This is a genomic window from Nocardia vinacea (assembly GCF_035920345.1).
Taxonomy (GTDB): Bacteria; Actinomycetota; Actinomycetes; order Mycobacteriales; family Mycobacteriaceae; genus Nocardia; species Nocardia vinacea_A.
The window spans coordinates 3,221,899-3,237,420 of record NZ_CP109149.1 but is presented as its reverse complement, the minus strand read 5'-3'; the positions used below and the strand labels follow the sequence as shown (position 1 = coordinate 3,237,420).

13 protein-coding genes are annotated in these 15,522 nt (G+C 66.9%); 9 read left to right on the top strand and 4 right to left on the bottom strand.

The window, feature by feature from the left end; translation table 11 throughout:
* Positions 1-7 precede the first annotated feature (7 nt).
* Both aspS and OIE68_RS14930 read left to right on the top strand, forming a co-directional pair.
* Positions 8-1,804, top strand: a complete 1,797-nt coding sequence (aspS, locus tag OIE68_RS14935) for an aspartate--tRNA ligase (protein WP_327099965.1) — start codon at positions 8-10, stop codon at positions 1,802-1,804.
* 169 nt (positions 1,805-1,973) lie between these two features.
* Positions 1,974-2,942, top strand: coding sequence for a DUF389 domain-containing protein (locus OIE68_RS14930; RefSeq protein WP_327099964.1), 969 nt, complete (start codon positions 1,974-1,976; stop codon positions 2,940-2,942).
* Between the two features lie 67 nt (positions 2,943-3,009).
* Here the strand turns inward: OIE68_RS14930 and OIE68_RS14925 are convergent, their stop codons facing one another.
* Positions 3,010-4,224 carry a hypothetical protein gene (locus OIE68_RS14925; protein WP_327099963.1) on the bottom strand — a complete coding sequence of 405 codons (1,215 nt, stop codon included), beginning with the start codon at positions 4,222-4,224 and terminating at the stop codon, positions 3,010-3,012.
* 193 nt (positions 4,225-4,417) lie between these two features.
* Between OIE68_RS14925 and OIE68_RS14920 the strand changes: the two genes are divergently transcribed.
* Complete coding sequence (locus OIE68_RS14920) at positions 4,418-5,587, top strand: kinase (protein WP_327099962.1); 1,170 nt, start codon at positions 4,418-4,420, stop codon at positions 5,585-5,587.
* A 140-nt stretch (positions 5,588-5,727) separates the two neighbouring features.
* Here the strand turns inward: OIE68_RS14920 and OIE68_RS14915 are convergent, their stop codons facing one another.
* From OIE68_RS14915 to OIE68_RS14905, 3 genes are all read right to left on the bottom strand, one after another.
* Complete coding sequence (locus OIE68_RS14915) at positions 5,728-6,981, bottom strand: RNA polymerase sigma factor (RefSeq protein ID WP_327099961.1); 1,254 nt, start codon at positions 6,979-6,981, stop codon at positions 5,728-5,730.
* Between the two features lie 4 nt (positions 6,982-6,985).
* Entirely contained in the window at positions 6,986-7,333 is a 348-nt protein-coding gene (locus OIE68_RS14910) for a YciI family protein (protein WP_327099960.1), read from the bottom strand.
* Between the two features lie 200 nt (positions 7,334-7,533).
* On the bottom strand, positions 7,534-7,689 hold the full coding sequence (locus OIE68_RS14905; RefSeq protein WP_327099959.1) for a hypothetical protein: 156 nt from the start codon (positions 7,687-7,689) through the stop codon (positions 7,534-7,536).
* A gap of 110 nt (positions 7,690-7,799) precedes the next feature.
* On the opposite strand from OIE68_RS14905, the gene OIE68_RS14900 reads away from it, so the two are divergent.
* The 6 genes from OIE68_RS14900 (at position 7,800) to OIE68_RS14875 (ending at position 15,371) form a co-directional block, all read left to right on the top strand.
* Positions 7,800-9,146 (top strand): replication-associated recombination protein A, encoded by a 1,347-nt coding sequence (locus OIE68_RS14900; protein WP_419150707.1) that lies wholly within the window; start codon positions 7,800-7,802, stop codon positions 9,144-9,146.
* A gap of 105 nt (positions 9,147-9,251) precedes the next feature.
* A complete protein-coding gene (gene alaS, locus OIE68_RS14895; RefSeq protein ID WP_327099958.1) occupies positions 9,252-11,918 on the top strand; it encodes an alanine--tRNA ligase in 2,667 nt (888 codons plus the stop codon).
* Entirely contained in the window at positions 11,918-12,451 is a 534-nt protein-coding gene (gene ruvX / locus OIE68_RS14890; protein ID WP_327099957.1) for a Holliday junction resolvase RuvX, read from the top strand. Before alaS ends, ruvX begins: the two co-directional genes overlap by 1 nt.
* Positions 12,448-14,025, top strand: coding sequence for an endolytic transglycosylase MltG (locus OIE68_RS14885; RefSeq protein ID WP_327099956.1), 1,578 nt, complete (start codon positions 12,448-12,450; stop codon positions 14,023-14,025). The genes ruvX and OIE68_RS14885 overlap by 4 nt, the downstream gene beginning before the upstream one ends.
* A 4-nt stretch (positions 14,026-14,029) precedes the next feature.
* The gene (locus OIE68_RS14880; RefSeq protein ID WP_327099955.1) at positions 14,030-14,842 is read left to right on the top strand and encodes a shikimate dehydrogenase; all 813 of its coding nucleotides are present in this window, start codon (positions 14,030-14,032) and stop codon (positions 14,840-14,842) included.
* 46 nt (positions 14,843-14,888) lie between these two features.
* The gene (locus OIE68_RS14875) at positions 14,889-15,371 is read left to right on the top strand and encodes a B-4DMT family transporter (protein ID WP_245567238.1); all 483 of its coding nucleotides are present in this window, start codon (positions 14,889-14,891) and stop codon (positions 15,369-15,371) included.
* Positions 15,372-15,522: the final 151 nt, after the last annotated feature.

Genomic DNA, 15,522 nt, shown 5'->3' with positions numbered 1-15,522 from the left:
GAATCCCGTGCTGCGCACCCACTTGGCTGGTTCGCTGCGAAGCGAGCACGCCGGTCAGACCGTCACCCTCACCGGCTGGGTGGCCCGGCGTCGTGACCACGGTGGCGTGATCTTCATCGATCTGCGCGATGCGTCGGGTGTGGCGCAGGCGGTGTTCCGCGAGGGCGAGCCCGCGGCGCAGGCGCACAAACTGCGCGCCGAATTCTGCGTGCAGGTCACCGGTGTGGTCGAGCAGCGGCCCGACGGCAACGAGAACCCGGAGCTGCCGACCGGTTCCATCGAGGTCAACGTCACCGAGCTCGAGGTGCTCAACGAGAGTGCGCCGCTGCCGTTCCAGCTCGACGAGCAGCCCGGTGACGAGGCCCGCCTCAAGTACCGCTATCTCGACCTGCGCCGCGAGGCGCCGGGTAAGGCCATCCGGCTGCGCTCGAAGGTCAACGCGGCCGCCCGCACGGTTCTGGCTCGTCATGAATTCATCGAGGTCGAAACCCCGACGATGACCCGGTCGACGCCCGAGGGCGCCCGCGACTTCCTGGTGCCCGCGCGTCTGCAGCCGGGCAGCTTCTATGCGCTGCCGCAGAGCCCGCAGCTGTTCAAGCAGCTGCTGATGGTCGCCGGTATCGAGCGGTACTACCAGATCGCGCGCTGCTACCGCGACGAGGACTTCCGCGCCGATCGCCAGCCCGAATTCACCCAGCTCGACCTCGAGATGAGCTTCGTGCGCCAGGAGGACGTGATCCTGGTCGCCGAGGAAATCCTGGAAGCGCTGTGGAAACTGGTCGGCTACGAGATCCCGTTCCCGATTCCGCATATGACCTACGCGGAGGCGATGCGTCGCTTCGGTAGCGATAAGCCGGACCTGCGCTTCGGTGTCGAGATCACCGAATGCACCGAATATTTCAAGGAGACCCCGTTCCGGGTGTTCCAGGCGGAGTACGTGGGCGCGGTCGTGATGCCAGGTGGCGCGAGCCAGCCGCGGCGTCAGCTCGACGCCTGGCAGGACTGGGCCAAGCAGCGCGGCGCCAAGGGGCTGGCGTATGTGCTGGTGCAGGAGGACGGCACGCTCGGCGGTCCGGTCGCCAAGAACCTCAGCGAATCCGAGCGCGAGGGCCTGGCGAAGCATGTCGGCGCGGTACCGGGTGACTGTGTGTTCTTCGCCGCGGGCCCGGCCAAGGCGCAGCGCGCGCTGCTCGGTGCGGCGCGGGGCGAGGTCGCGCGCAAATGCGGTCTGATCGATGAGAACGCGTGGGCGTTCGTGTGGATCGTGGATGCGCCGATGTTCGAACCCGCCGCCGAGGCGACCGCGAGTGGCGATGTGGCACTTGGTCATTCGGCATGGACCGCGGTGCACCATGCGTTCACCTCACCCAAGCCGGAGTCGCTCGACACCTTCGACACCGACCCGGGCTCGGCCCTGGCCTACGCCTACGACATCGTCTGCAACGGCAACGAGATCGGCGGCGGCAGCATCCGTATCCATCGTCGCGATGTGCAGGAGCGCGTCTTCAACGTGATGGGCATCGGGCACGACGAGGCGCAGGAGAAGTTCGGCTTCCTGCTCGACGCGTTCTCCTACGGCGCCCCGCCACACGGCGGTATCGCCTTCGGCTGGGACCGGATCACCGCGCTGCTGGCCGGGATGGATTCGATCCGTGAGGTCATCGCCTTCCCGAAGACGGGTGGCGGTGTGGATCCGCTGACCGATGCGCCCGCGCCGATCACCGCGCAGCAGCGCAAGGAAGCGGGCCTGGACTTCAAGCCCGAGAAGAAGGACGACGGCGACGCGAAGGGCGCCGCCGAGTAGGCCGGACGTTCGCGGCGGACGCGGTCGGACCCACTTTCGACCGTCATCGGTCGGCATGACGAATACGGTGCGGGTCGGTCTTGCGGGATAGCGAGGCGGTCGCCTGAACGGTACTTTTTGGTCAATATCGTCGATGCTGTCGCATCGACGCCGACCACGAGGGGTCCCGTTGCTGCACTTGCGCATGATCAGCCCGCCCGAACGCACCGACAAGGTGATGGCGGTGCTGAGTGCCGACCCGGGCGTCACGCATGTGACGCTGGCGCGCGGTGTCGCCGTCGAGCCCGTCGGTGATCTGATCCAGGCCGATGTCGCGCGTGAGGCCGCCAATGATGTGCTCGCCGATCTGACCACGCTCGGCATCAAACACACCGGCGGCATCACGCTCGGCCCCGTCGAGACGGTGATCTCTGATGCGGGTGAGCGGGCGGTCGAGAAGGCTCCGGGCGATCCGACCGATGCCGTGGTGTGGGAGGAACTGCTCGCCCAGACTCATGAGGAGTCCTCGCTGACACTGACCTTCGTCGCCTTCCTCACCATCGCCTGCCTGCTCGCGGCCGTCGGCGTGGCCACCGACTCATCGGTGACGATCGTCGGCGCGATGGTGGTCGGGCCGGAATTCGGGCCGCTGGCAGCCTTTTCGGTGGGGCTGTGGCGCCGCGATTTCCTGCTTGCTCGCAAGTCGGCTGTCGCGCTGCTGGTGGCATTTCCCGTGGCGATGGTCATCACGCTGTTGGCGACCTTGCTGTGGGAGCAGTTCGGCTGGATCACGCTGACCGGGGTGGAAGCCATCGAGAATGTCGACTTCATCTATGAGGTCGGGCCGTTCTCACTGGTGGTCGCGCTGCTGGCGGGTGCGGCGGGCATGCTGGCGGTGGTGACCGCGAAATCGGCGGCACTGGTCGGTGTGTTCATCTCGGTCACCACCGTCCCCGCGGCCGGATTCGCGGTGATCGCGGCGACTCTGGGGGAGTGGCATGTCGCGTTCATGTCGGCGGGGCAGCTCGCCGTGAACCTGGCCGGCATTGTCACGGCCGGGGTACTCGTGCTGGCGCTGCGCCCGCGAGCGGGTAGCGAGGGGGGACCGATCGCCCGGTTCAAGCAGTGGTGGTGGATGCGGTCACTGCCCTCGAAGTGACCGCCAATTCTGTTGCGGGGCCGATGTTCCGGTGCGCTGGGAGCAGATCCGCCCAGCGCACCGAAGGCTAGGACACGGACACGGTGCCGCCGGTGAGTGCCCGGTAGGCGTAGGTCACCGCGATCGTGCACACCGGTCCGGCGACCAGCAGGCCGAAGCCGCACAGCAGGGTGGCGACAAAGGTGATGACCAGCACGGCGAGGCCGAGTAGCAGCACCTGCCCGATATTGGCGATGACCAGCGTCGCGCTGGACTTGATCGCGTCGAACGGACCCTGTTCTTGATCGACGACGAAGTGCAGTGAGAACATGCACAGGAATCCGGCGATCAGACCGGGCACGAAGCACAGCGCCGCGCCGATCCAGGTGAGCGCGAAGGCGAGCAGGGCTGTCAAGAGGACATTGCCCGCATTCACGAAATGGAAGTAGGACGCGAAAGTCGGTTTGTTGCCATCGGTTTCGTAGAGGGCGCCGCGGATCATGGCGGCCTGCAGCAGCCAGATCGCGACCATGACCACAAGGAAGATCAGCAACAGACCGAACAGGGAATTCGGTTGCACGGCCTGGACGATGAGCACGAAGGCGAGATAGATGATCACGCCGACCGCGGTAACGGCCAGCCAGGGGCCGAAATTCGCGCGGAACTTCTCCCAGCCGTAGCTCAGGGCATTGCCGACATCGAGGGTTGTCGGCGCGCCGGGGGCGGATTGGTAGCCGTAGGTCGGCGCGCCGGGCTGAGCGCCCGGAGGGATTGCGCCGGGGGGAGGCATCGTGCCGGCCGGTTCGATGCCGGGTTGCGTTGCGCCAGGCGGCATTGCGCCGGGAGGTACGGCACCGGGCTTCGCCAGGCCGGGCGCTGCTGAGCCGGCCGGATCGAAGCCGGGTTGCATCGCACCCGGCGGGACCGTTCCAGCAGCTCCGGGCGGCATCGCGCCAGGGGGCATCGGTGCGGGATGCGCCGAGCCGGGACCGGTTCCCGGTGGGCCATAGCTCGGCTGTCCCGGCTGTCCGGGCGCGCCGACCGGCGGTGGCGGCTCCACCGGTTCACTGCCGTACTGCGCCGCGCCGGGACCCTCGAACTGTGGGTAGCCCGCGCGTCCGGCCATCTCGTGCCTGCCTGGTCCGGTGCTCGGTTCCGTCGGTTCCGTCGGTTGCGGATTCGGACCTTCGTGCTGACCCGGACGCGCGGCGAACTGTTCGCCGTCACCTTCGTCGGGCGCGCCGCTGCTCCGTTCGGGCGAGCCAGTTGGTTCGTTCGGCTTGGGCGACGGTGAGTCGGACATTGTCTGCAGACCTTTCGACGCAACTGGTTTGCGGTGTGGCGCACGGCAGTTGACGATGAGAAAACCGGACAGCCGCAATGGTGTCAAGCAACCAGCGCCCGTTCCGCAACCTTGACGCAGACACGCCGAACGACGCGGAAAGGTTGTGTAACCGCTCGCTAGAAGTGACCCGGTGCGAGTAGCTTGATTAGCGATGACCGCACTATTGGCCGAACGCGCCGCCGAAGTCGTGTCCGCAGCACAGCAGTTGCTCACAAAGCGAATGGGTGCTCCGGTAAAGCTGAGCGATCCGATGGAACTCAGCGGTAGTGGTAGGACCACGGTCCTACGCGTGCGTGTTTCAGAGAACGCCTTCTCCCTGCCCCGGACGCTTATCGTCAAGCAGGTTCGCGGATCCGCGGCGGACCGCACGACGGGTGGTCTAGCGCCCGGCGTCGCCAGCATCGACTCCGCGTTTCTACGCGAGGCCGTGTCGTATCAGTTCACTACCGCGCTCAGCCGCGAACAGCGGCCCGGCGCATACGTGATCGCGCACAGCCTCCCGGACCGGCTGCTCGTCCTGAGTGATCTCGGGGAGAACGCCCGGATGACACAGGTGTTGCAATCCGGTGCGGAACCGGCGACGCGCAACGCGCTCATGGCTTTCGCGCAGGCGCTGGGTCGGATGCATGCGGCAACCGTCGGGCGCGAAGCGGATTTCGTCGCGCTGCTGCGCAGGGTGGACGTGGTACACCGGGTCGACGGCATCGCGCAACAGGCCGAGGCCGCCATCTCCGAGGTGCCCGGCATGCTGCAGCGCGAACTCGGCATCGAGGTTCCCGGTGAGATCGCCGAGCGGATCGTTCGAGGCAATCGCCTGTTCTCCGCGGGTCGCTTCCGCGCATTCAGCCCCTCTGACCTGTGCCCGGACAACGTCATCCTCAACGAAGAGGGCGCACGCTTCCTCGACTACGAATGGGGTGGCTACCGCGATGCCACCCTCGACATCGCCTACGCGCTGGTGTCCTTCCCCGGCTGCCTGTGCGACTTCGAACTGTCCCGCGAGCGCGCCCAGCAAATGGTGGAAGCGTGGCGGGCCGAGGTCGTCGGCGTCTGGCCCGCCCTGGCCGACGACGCGGTACTCGCCGAACGTATCCTGGAAGCCCGCCTCATCTGGGTCTGGCTCACCACCTACTGGTTCCTGCCCGCCGACCACACCCGCATCGCCGCCGCCCGCGAACACGGCCTCTCCGTTCCGCGCTCGGAAGCCCTGATCAATCGCTGGGCCGCCCTGGCGGAAGACGCGCGATGCACCGGCGACGACGCAGTCGGGGATTTCGCCGAGGATGTGTCGGCGATGCTCGAAGAGCGCTGGTCGGAATAGGTTTCGGGCCTGCGTTAGCTTGGGACCCGGCGTAGTCGACGCGACTCCGTCGTCCGCGTACCTTTTGTGGCCAGTACATAGGGGTGTGGGGTTATCGGTACGTGTGAGAACAGGAGACCTCGCGCTCCTACTCGGCTGCGTCAGGCCGTGAGGTCGGATAGGCGGGATTCGAGGTGGGCTCGTTCCATGGTGTTTTCGGTTAGGAGTAGCGCGGATTCATAGGCTCGGGCGGCTTCGGTGGTGCGGCCCAATTGGGTAAGAAAGGCCGCGCGGGAGGCTTCGAGGTAGCCGTAGGTGGCGAGGGACGGTTCGGCGGCGAGAGCGTCGAGTAGGGCGAGCGCTCGTGTCGGATTGCCGGAAAGGCCCACTGCTACCGCGTGATTGAGGCGCGCCACTGGTGCCGGCCAGATTCGGAGCAGGAGTACGTACAGGCCGGTGATCTCACGCCAGTCGGTTTCCGCCCAGGACGGTGCCTCGTCGTGCACGGCGGCGATGGCGGCCTGCAGGGTGTACCGATCCGTATGTGGCAGGGCAGTTTTCACCAAGGCAATACCCTCGGCGATGGCCGCGCGATCCCAGCGGGAGCGGTCTTGGTGTTCGAGAGTACACAGGCGCCCTTCGGCATCCACGCGGGCGGCGCGCCGCGCGTCAGTGAGCAGGATCAGGGCCAGGAGGCCGGTGACGGAAGGGTCGTCCGGGACGAGCGCATGCATCATTCGTGCAAGTTGGAGCGCCCGTTCGACCAGATCGGCACGAACAAGCGCGTTACCCGACGGCGCGGTGTGGCCGGTGGTGAACAGCAGATGGATGACCGCGCAGATGGCATCGAGCCGGTCCGGGAGTTCACGCACCGACGGCACCCGATACGGAATGCGCGCCACCGCAATCTTCTTCTTGGCGCGTGTAATTCGGGCCGCCATGGTCGATTCGCTGGTGAGGAAGGCGCGAGCGACCTCGGCGGTGGTGACACCGCAGACCAGACGCAGGGTCAGCGCCACCCGGGCCTCGCGGGCCAGTGCCGGGTGGCAGCAGGTGCTGATCAGACGCAACCGGTCGTCGGGAATGGCGGATGCCGAATCCAGTTCCGCGAGTGCGAGATCGGCGGTGTCGCCGGCCTGGTCGGTGACCAGCGTGGGCAGTGCGCGCCGCATGCTCGAATCGCGGCGCAGCAGGTCGAGACCGCGGCGGCGGGCAACGGTGGTCAGCCAGGCGCCGGGCTTGGCGGGAACGCCGTGCGCGGACCACTCGGTGAGTGCCCGAGCGTAGGCGTCCTGGACGCATTCCTCGGCGAGGTCGAAATCGCGGACCAGCCGCACCGTCGCGGCGAGCACGAAGGCCCATTCGCGACGGTGCGCCTGGTCGACGGCGGCAGCCGCATCGGTATCGATCGGCACAGGGCTAGTCGAAGGTCATGATCGGGCGCACCTCGACGCCGCCGAATCGGGCAGGCACCTGCTTGGCGACTGCGATCGCGGCGTCCAGATCCGCGGCCTCGATCAGGTAGTAGCCGCCGAGCGCTTCCTTGGCCTCGGCGAACGGGGCGTCGGTCACGGTGAAATCGCCGTCGTCCTTCTGCCGGATGGAGGTGGCGGTGGCGGTCGGCTGGAGGGCGTTGCCGCCCTGCACGGCGTCGCCCGCGATCTCCTGGAAGGTCACGTGTGCCTGATAGACCTCGCCCATGACCTGCTCCGATGCGGTCGCGTACGCGTTTTCGTCTTCGTAAATCAGCACCAGGTACTGGCTCATGATCTCGCTCCTTCGGGTTGCGTCGGCCCGCCGATCGGGCCGTCGTATTCGTTCCGACGATCGAGCTCGACGGAAATCGACAACCTTTCGTGAGAAAAATTCTGCTCCTGGAATCGCGCGGAGTCTCGCAAGTCGTGCCAATGCAGACCCTGCCGAGCTATCAGGCGACCGGCCAGATGATCACGCCGTTCGGCAGTGGATCACCCGAGGCCACGCCGTGGCGGAATATCGGACCCTCGGCGCGGGCGGGCGGGCGTGGCGATCGCGATCGCGGCGACGGTCGCCGCGGCACCAGCCTTCAGCAGAGTGCGTCGAGCGAACGGCTCGGAATCTGGAACGACGACGTTTTCAGCCACGGCTGCGATCACAGCCGATCCACGGTCGGCAGGCAAATCGACGCCCGTTCCGGACCTTCGGCGCATGCAGCGTTGGGGAGGTGTCGGTCCCCCTCGGTAACGTGCTCGTTGTGAGCGAAGGCTTATTCGACGTGCCCGGCGACGAGGTGCCGACCGGACACTCCATCGACAGTGTCGTGCGCCGCGATGCCGGTGCGCCGCTGGCGGTGCGGATGCGGCCCGCGACATTGGATGAGGTGGTCGGCCAACAGCATCTGCTCGGACCCGGCTCGCCGCTGCGGCGGTTGATCGATGGTTCGGGCGCGGCGTCGGTGCTGCTGTACGGACCGCCGGGAACCGGCAAGACGACGCTGGCGTCGTTGATTTCGCAGGCCACCGGTCGGCGCTTCGAGGCGCTGTCGGCCTTGTCGGCCGGGGTGAAGGAGGTGCGCGCGGTCATCGATGTGGCCCGCCGCCGACTCACCGCGGGCGAGCAGACCGTGCTGTTCATCGACGAGGTGCACCGCTTCTCCAAGACCCAGCAGGACGCGTTGCTGGCCGCGGTGGAGAACCGGATCGTGCTGCTGGTCGGCGCGACGACCGAGAATCCGTCGTTCTCGGTGGTCTCGCCGCTGCTGTCGCGCTCGCTGGTACTGCAATTGCAGTCGCTCACCGCGGCTGATATCCGGCTGGTGCTCGATCGTGCGCTCGCGGACCCGCGTGGTTACGGCGGCGCGTACACGGTGACCGAGGCCGCGCTCGAGCACATCGTGCGGATCGCGGGTGGCGACGCGCGCCGGGCGCTCACCGCGCTGGAGGCATCGGCGGAATCCTCGTTGGACGGCACCGTCGATGTGGATCTGGTCGAGGCCAGCGTGGACAAGGCGGCCGTGCGCTACGACCGTGCCGGTGACCAGCACTACGACGTGGTGAGTGCCTTCATCAAATCCATTCGCGGTTCGGATGTCGATGCGGCACTGCACTATCTGGCTCGCATGCTCAGCGCGGGCGAGGATCCTCGTTTTATCGCCCGCCGCCTGGTGATTTCGGCGAGCGAGGATATCGGCATGGCCGATCCGATGGCGCTACAGACCGCGGTCGCGGCGGCACACGTCGTGCAGCTGATCGGCATGCCCGAGGCCCAACTCACCCTGACCCACGCGACCATTCACCTGGCCACGGCCCCCAAATCCGGTGCTGTGCCCGCCGCGCTCGGTGCCGCGCTCGCCGATATTTCGGCAGGCAAGGCGGGTGCGGTCCCGGCACACCTACGCGACGGCCACTACGCAGGAGCCGCCGCCCTCGGCAACGCCCAGGGCTACAAATACCCGCACGACGACCCGGACGGCGTACTGGCCCAACAGTATCCGCCCGACGAAATCGTCGGGCGCGACTACTACACCCCGACCGACCACGGCGTCGAACGCGATATCCAACGCCGCGTCGAGAAGCTGCGCAGAATCGTCCGTGGACGATAAACGCTCACTTCGCCGCAGACCGGTTCCGGGGCGGCCCCGTCAGCGGACGTGGACCACCCCGGTCGCTGAAAAAGGGGATGCGGGGCACCGGTAGGCTGGATATCTGTGCAGACCCACGAGATCCGACGGCGATTCCTGGACCATTTTGTCCGTGCCGGACACACCGAGGTGCCCAGTGCCTCGCTGATCCTGGCCGACCCGACCCTGTTGTTCGTCAACGCGGGCATGGTTCAGTTCAAGCCGTATTTCTTGGGCCAAGAGGCGCCGCCGTTCGCGCGCGCGACCAGTGTGCAGAAATGCGTCCGCACCGGCGATATTGAAGAGGTCGGCGTCACCACCCGGCACAACACCTTCTTCCAGATGGCGGGCAACTTCTCCTTCGGTGACTACTTCAAGGAGGGCGCCATCACCCTCGCCTGGGAGTTGATCAGCAAGTCGCAGGAGGACGGCGGCTACGGCTTCGATCCGGAGCGGATCTGGGTGACGGCCTACGAATCCGACCCGGAGGCCGCCGAGATCTGGCACCGGGTCGCGGGCATCCCGAAGGAGCGGATCCAGTTCCGCGACGGCAAGGACAACTACTGGGATATGGGTGTGCCCGGCCCGGGCGGCCCGTGTTCGGAGATCTACTACGACCGCGGCCCCGAATACGGCGGGGACGGCGGCCCGGTCGCCGACGAGGACCGCTACCTGGAGATCTGGAATCTGGTCTTCATGCAGGACATCCGCGGTGAGCAGAGCCCCAAGCTCGGCTACCCGCCGGTCGGATCGCTGCCCAAGAAGAATATCGATACCGGTATGGGCGTCGAGCGCATCGCGCTGCTGCTGCAGGGCGTCGACAACGTCTACGAGACCGACCTGCTGCGCCCGATCATCGATAAGGCCGAAGAGTTGACCGGCCGGTCCTACGGCGTCGAACACGAGGACGACCGCCGCTTCCGCGTCATCGCCGACCATGCCCGCACCTCGGCCATGCTGATCGCCGACGGTGTCAACCCAGGCAACGAGGGCCGTGGCTATGTGCTGCGCCGTCTGCTGCGCCGGATCGTGCGCTCGGCCCGACTGCTCGGCGCGGACAAGCCGGTGATCGGCGAGTTCATGAAGGTCGTCGGCGAGCTGATGTCGCCGTCGTATCCGGAACTGGCCACCGACTTCGCGCGGATCGAGAATGTCGCGGTGGGTGAGGAGACCGCGTTCCTCAAGACGCTCAATACCGGCTCCCGGCTGTTCGCCGATGCCGTCGATGAGGTTGCGGCCAAGGGCGGCAAGACCATTCCGGGTTCGGATGCCTTCAAACTGCACGACACCTACGGCTTCCCGATCGAGCTGACCCTCGAGATGGCAGCCGAGGCCGGACTGTCGGTCGACGAGGAGGGCTTCCGCTCGCTCATGGCCGAACAGCGGAAGATGGCCAAGGAGGATGCGCAGGCACGCAAGCACGGACATGCCGACCTGTCCATCTACAAGGAGTTGGTCGATCGCGGCGCAACGGAATTCACCGGTTTCGACGAGCTGACCTCCGAGGCGCACGTCCTCGCGTTGATCGCCGACGGTGTCCGGGTGCCGACCGCCACCATCGGCCAGGATGTCGAGGTGATCCTGGACCGCAGCCCGCTGTACGCGGAGTCCGGTGGTCAGATCGCCGATCGCGGCACCATTACGGCGCAGGGCCTCAAACTACGCGTCAACGATGTGCAGAAGATCGCCAAGAAGCTGTGGGTGCACAAGACCACGGTCGAACAGGGCCAGATCACCGAGGGTGATGTCGTGCTCGCGCAAGCCGATCCGGCCTGGCGCCACGGCGCCACCCAGGGCCACTCCGGCACGCATATGGTGCATGCCGCGCTGCGGCAGGTGCTCGGCCCGAACGCCGTGCAGGCCGGTTCGCTGAACAAGCCCGGCTATCTGCGTTTCGACTTCAACTGGCAGGGCCAGCTCTCCGAACAGCAGAAGGCCGATATCGAGGCCGTCTCCAACGACGGGGTCGGCTCGGACTTCCCCGTGAACACCTTCGTCACTGATCTGCCCAAAGCCAAGCAGATGGGCGCGCTCGCGCTGTTCGGCGAGAACTACGGCGACGAGGTGCGCGTGGTGGAGATCGGCGGACCGTTCTCGATGGAGCTGTGCGGTGGTACACACGTACAGCATTCCTCGCAGATCGGCCCGATCACCGTGCTCGGCGAATCGGCGATCGGTTCCGGTAAGCGACGTGTGGAGGCCTTCGTCGGCCTGGACTCATATAGGTATCTGGCAAAGGAGCGTGCGCTGCTGGCCGGTGTCGCGTCCTCGCTGAAGGTGCCTTCGGAGGAGGTGCCGGCGCGCGTCGAGCAGCTCGTGGAGCGGCTGAAGGTGGCCGAGAAGGAGCTCGAGCGCACCAAGATCGCTACGGTGCTCGCCTCGGCGGCCAAGTTCGTGGACGAGGCCGAGCGGGTCGGCAGCGTGCTGCTGGTGGCCGCGGCCGCGCCCGAAGGTGTCACCGCCGGTGATCTGCGCACCCTCGCCACCGATATCCGTGGCCGGTTCGGCACCGAACCTGCGGTCGTCGTGCTGCTCGGCAATGCCGATGGCAAGGTGCCCTTCGTCGTGACGGTCAACAGGAGCGCGCAGGATCTCGGCTTCAAGGCCGGAGACCTGGTCGCCAGCTTCGGCGCGAGCATTTCCGGTCGCGGCGGCGGCAAGCCGGAGATGGCGCAGGGCGCCGGTTCGGACCCCTCGGGTATCGAAGTCGGTCTGGCCTCGGTCCGTGCCCGGGTGGCCGAACTCGCCGGGTGATGGGCGACTCGGAGAGTCATCGTCCCTCGCCCGACACCGATCCCGGCCGCGGCAGGCGGATCGGCATCGATGTCGGCAGTGTCCGAATCGGGGTCGCCTCCAGCGACCCGAACGGCATGCTCGCCACGCCCGTGGAAACGGTGGCGCGCGCGAAGCCGAATAAGCGCGCACCCGGACCGGCAAGCGACATTTCCAGAATTGCCGAAATTGTGCGGGAATACGAGGCCGTCGAGGTCATCGTCGGTCTGCCACGGACATTGCGCGGGGAAAAGGGGACCGCAGCCGATGCGGCGATGGCGTTCGCGGAGCGTTTGCGCGCAGTCATAGCACCTGTGCCTATCCGACTTTCCGACGAACGTTTGACTACGGTGTCAGCTGCACGTGCATTGCGGGACAGTGGAGTTCGCGCGCGTGGCCAGCGGCAGGTGATCGATCAGGCGGCCGCCGTAGCGATCCTGCAGGGATGGTTGGACGAACGGAGTGCGGTGTTGAAGTCGGCCGAAGCGGCGTCTGATTCCGGAGACGGTGCATGACGGATCGATGGGCGCGAGCCGAGGAACGTTTCCGTCAGCGCGAGGCTGAGCGGCGTTACCGGCGAAACGACCAAGCATGGGAGGACTACGACGACGACACCACGGTCATTCCGCGCTACACCGACGAAGATCACGACGAGGTACTCGAGGCCGAGCGTTCGCGGCGTGCGGCCCCGCAGCGGGCCGAGCGCGTGGAACCGCGGCGTGGGCGTCCGCAGCGGGCCGAGGGAGCGGAGCCACGGCGGTCCCGCGGTGACGAGTCGGGTGGCGGACGCTCCGGTGCCGCGTCCGCGCGGTCGGGGCGCACCAGGTCCGAGCGCGGCGGGAGTCGGACAGACGAGGAGCGTGCGGAGTCCCGCTCGGAGCGTCGGCGCAGTGCGCCCTCGCGCGGGCGACGGTCCCGGGTGGCCTCCCGCAAGGCCGCCGAGCGCAAGAAGCGCCGCCGGAATCTGTGGCTGATCGGTGCGCTATTCGTGGCGCTGTTCGCCGGTGCCGCGGTATTCGCGGGGATGAAAGTGGTCAAGATGTTCGGCGCACCCGAGGATTTCGCGGGTCCGGTCGGACCGCTGGTGGTGGTGCAGGTCCATCCGGGCGATACGTCGAACCAGATCGCGGAGGAGATGCACAAGAAGGGCATTGTCGCGAGCAGTGAGGCCTTCTTCCAAGCGGCCATGCGCAATTCGAATATGAATTCGGTGCAGCCCGGCTACTACGCGATCCCGAGTCACAGCCCGTCCACGCAGGCGGTGACGGCACTGCTCGGCAAGAGTTCGCGGGTCGGCAATCTGGTCGTCTCCGAGGGACGGCAGCTGCACGACCAGCAGGACGTGAATACCGGCTCGCGCAAGGACGGCATCTACCGCAAGATCGCCGACGCCAGCTGCGTCGGCACCGGTACGAATCAGAAATGCATCACCTACGACCAGCTCGATGCCGCCGGTGCGGGTGCGGATCTGACCGCCCTCGGCGTGCCGAGTTGGGCCGAGCAGCGGGTGCGTGACGTACCGGACCGCGGCAGGCAGCTGGAAGGTCTTATCGCCGCGGGTACCTGGGATTTCGATCCCAGTGGTACGCCGGAGCAGATTCTGAAACAGCTGGTGAGTGCGAGTGCGCGCAGCTACGAGTCGACCGGTCTGCTGCAGTCCGGCGCCGAGACGAAGCTGAATCCGTACCAGGCCCTGATCGCCGCCTCGCTGGTGGAGCGCGAAGCGCTGCCGCAGGATATGGGAAAGGTGGCGCGGGTGATCGTGAACCGGCTCGCGGACAACCAGCCACTGCAGTTCGACTCGACGGTGAACTACGCACTGGACCGCACCGAGGTCGCAACCACCGACGCCGACCGTGCCAAGCGCACGCCGTGGAACACCTACGCCATGCCGGGACTGCCGGCGACCCCGATCTCCGCGCCATCGTTGAATGCGTTGCGCGCCGTCGAGAATCCGGAGCCGGGGACGTGGTTGTACTTCGTGACTGTCGACAAACAGGGGACCACCTTGTTCACCGAGAGTTACAGCGAACATCTGCGCAATATCGAAAAGGCCAGGCAGAGCGGAATTCTCGACAGTGGGCGGTGAGGCGATGACGGAAACCCGCAAGGCGGCCGTGCTCGGTAAGCCGATCGCGCATTCGCGTTCGCCGCAGCTGCATCTGGCGGCCTACCGTGCGCTCGGGCTCGATTGGACCTATGAGCGGATCGAATGTTCGGCCGAGGAGTTGCCCGGTCTGGTCGATGGGCTCGGGCCGGAATGGGTCGGGCTTTCGGTGACCATGCCGGGTAAAGAAGCCGCGCTGGCATATGCGAGCGAACGCACCGAGCGTGCGGTACTGGTGGGCTCGGCGAACACCTTGGTTCGGATCGGTTCGCAGGGTTGGCGTGCCGACTGCACCGACGTCGACGGTGTGCTCGGCGCGTTGCGCGGCGGTGGTGTCGGCGAGTTGGCCGAGGCTGTCGTACTCGGTGCGGGCGGAACCGCGCGTCCGGCGCTGCTCGCGTTGTCCGAACTCGGTGCGAAGGCGGTGACCGTTGTCGCCCGCGATGCCGGAAGAGCGCGCAACGCAGTGGATCTCGCGGAGCGGCTCGGTATGACCACCGCCGTGATCGGCTTCGACAAAGACGCATTGCGCGCGGCGTGCGCGGATGCCGGTGCCGTGGTGAGCACTATCCCGGCCGAGGCGGCCGCGGTCGTCGCCGAGGCGGTGGCGGCAGCCCCGGTGGTGCTCGATGCGATCTACAAGCCGTGGCCGACGCCGCTGGCCGTTGCGGTCGCGCGGGCGGAGCACACCGTGGTGGGCGGGCTGGAGATGCTGCTGAACCAGGCCTACGGGCAGGTCGAACAGTTCACCGGCCGCCCGGCTCCACACGCGGAAATGGCCGCGGCGATAAATCTGTAACCGGTTCTCATTTGGATCCGGCCGACTCGAGGCTATGGTGTTGACCATGAATGGTTGGGTGTTGCGGGCCATCGGGCTCGGTGCGCTGGTCGTTTTCCTGCGTGCCGCGCTGGGATTCGCGATGGTGTACTGGCCGACCCAGGGCAGTTGGATGCGACCGCTGTGCCTGGTGGTGTTGCTCGCCGCGGTGGTGTTCTGGGGTGTGCTGGATGGCCGCAAGGACCGTGAGGTCCATCCGGATCCGGAGCACGGCTCCGACCTCACCATCCTGTGGCTGAAGACTGCGGCTGCTGCGGGTCTGGGCAGCGGTGCGGTTTCGTGGCTGCTCGACTGGCTGCCCCGCTTCGATCTCGGCGATAACGGCCTGCTCTTCGAACTGACGGCGGGCGCGTCCTTCATCGTCCTGCTGGTCTTCATTCCGGGCCTCATCGGCATCGGCATCGGCCGCATCATCGCCGACCGCCAGATCAACAAGTCCGCTAATCGGTCCGCACCCCAGGCACCTGGCGCCGCCGCGACTCCCGCATAGCCGCTGGCGAATTCGATTGGAGGCGACCTTCATCGGCCGATACGGCCGGAGGGTCGCCTTCGTTTTTCCGGATTGGCCGCAGTCCTGTTCAGGTGCTCAGTTCGCCCATGCAGCGGGCGGGGCCGATGTCGTCGGCATTGTGCCTGCGGCC

Coding starts and splice junctions, on each gene's coding strand:
- ruvX (WP_327099957.1), top strand. CDS start 11,918: ATGGGCGACTCGGAGAGTCATCGTCCCTCGCCCGACACCGATCCCGGC.
- OIE68_RS14910 (WP_327099960.1), bottom strand. CDS start 7,333: ATGAGCCAGTACCTGGTGCTGATTTACGAAGACGAAAACGCGTACGCG.
- OIE68_RS14885 (WP_327099956.1), top strand. CDS start 12,448: ATGACGGATCGATGGGCGCGAGCCGAGGAACGTTTCCGTCAGCGCGAG.
- OIE68_RS14925 (WP_327099963.1), bottom strand. CDS start 4,224: ATGTCCGACTCACCGTCGCCCAAGCCGAACGAACCAACTGGCTCGCCC.
- OIE68_RS14880 (WP_327099955.1), top strand. CDS start 14,030: ATGACGGAAACCCGCAAGGCGGCCGTGCTCGGTAAGCCGATCGCGCAT.
- OIE68_RS14920 (WP_327099962.1), top strand. CDS start 4,418: ATGACCGCACTATTGGCCGAACGCGCCGCCGAAGTCGTGTCCGCAGCA.
- OIE68_RS14875 (WP_245567238.1), top strand. CDS start 14,889: ATGAATGGTTGGGTGTTGCGGGCCATCGGGCTCGGTGCGCTGGTCGTT.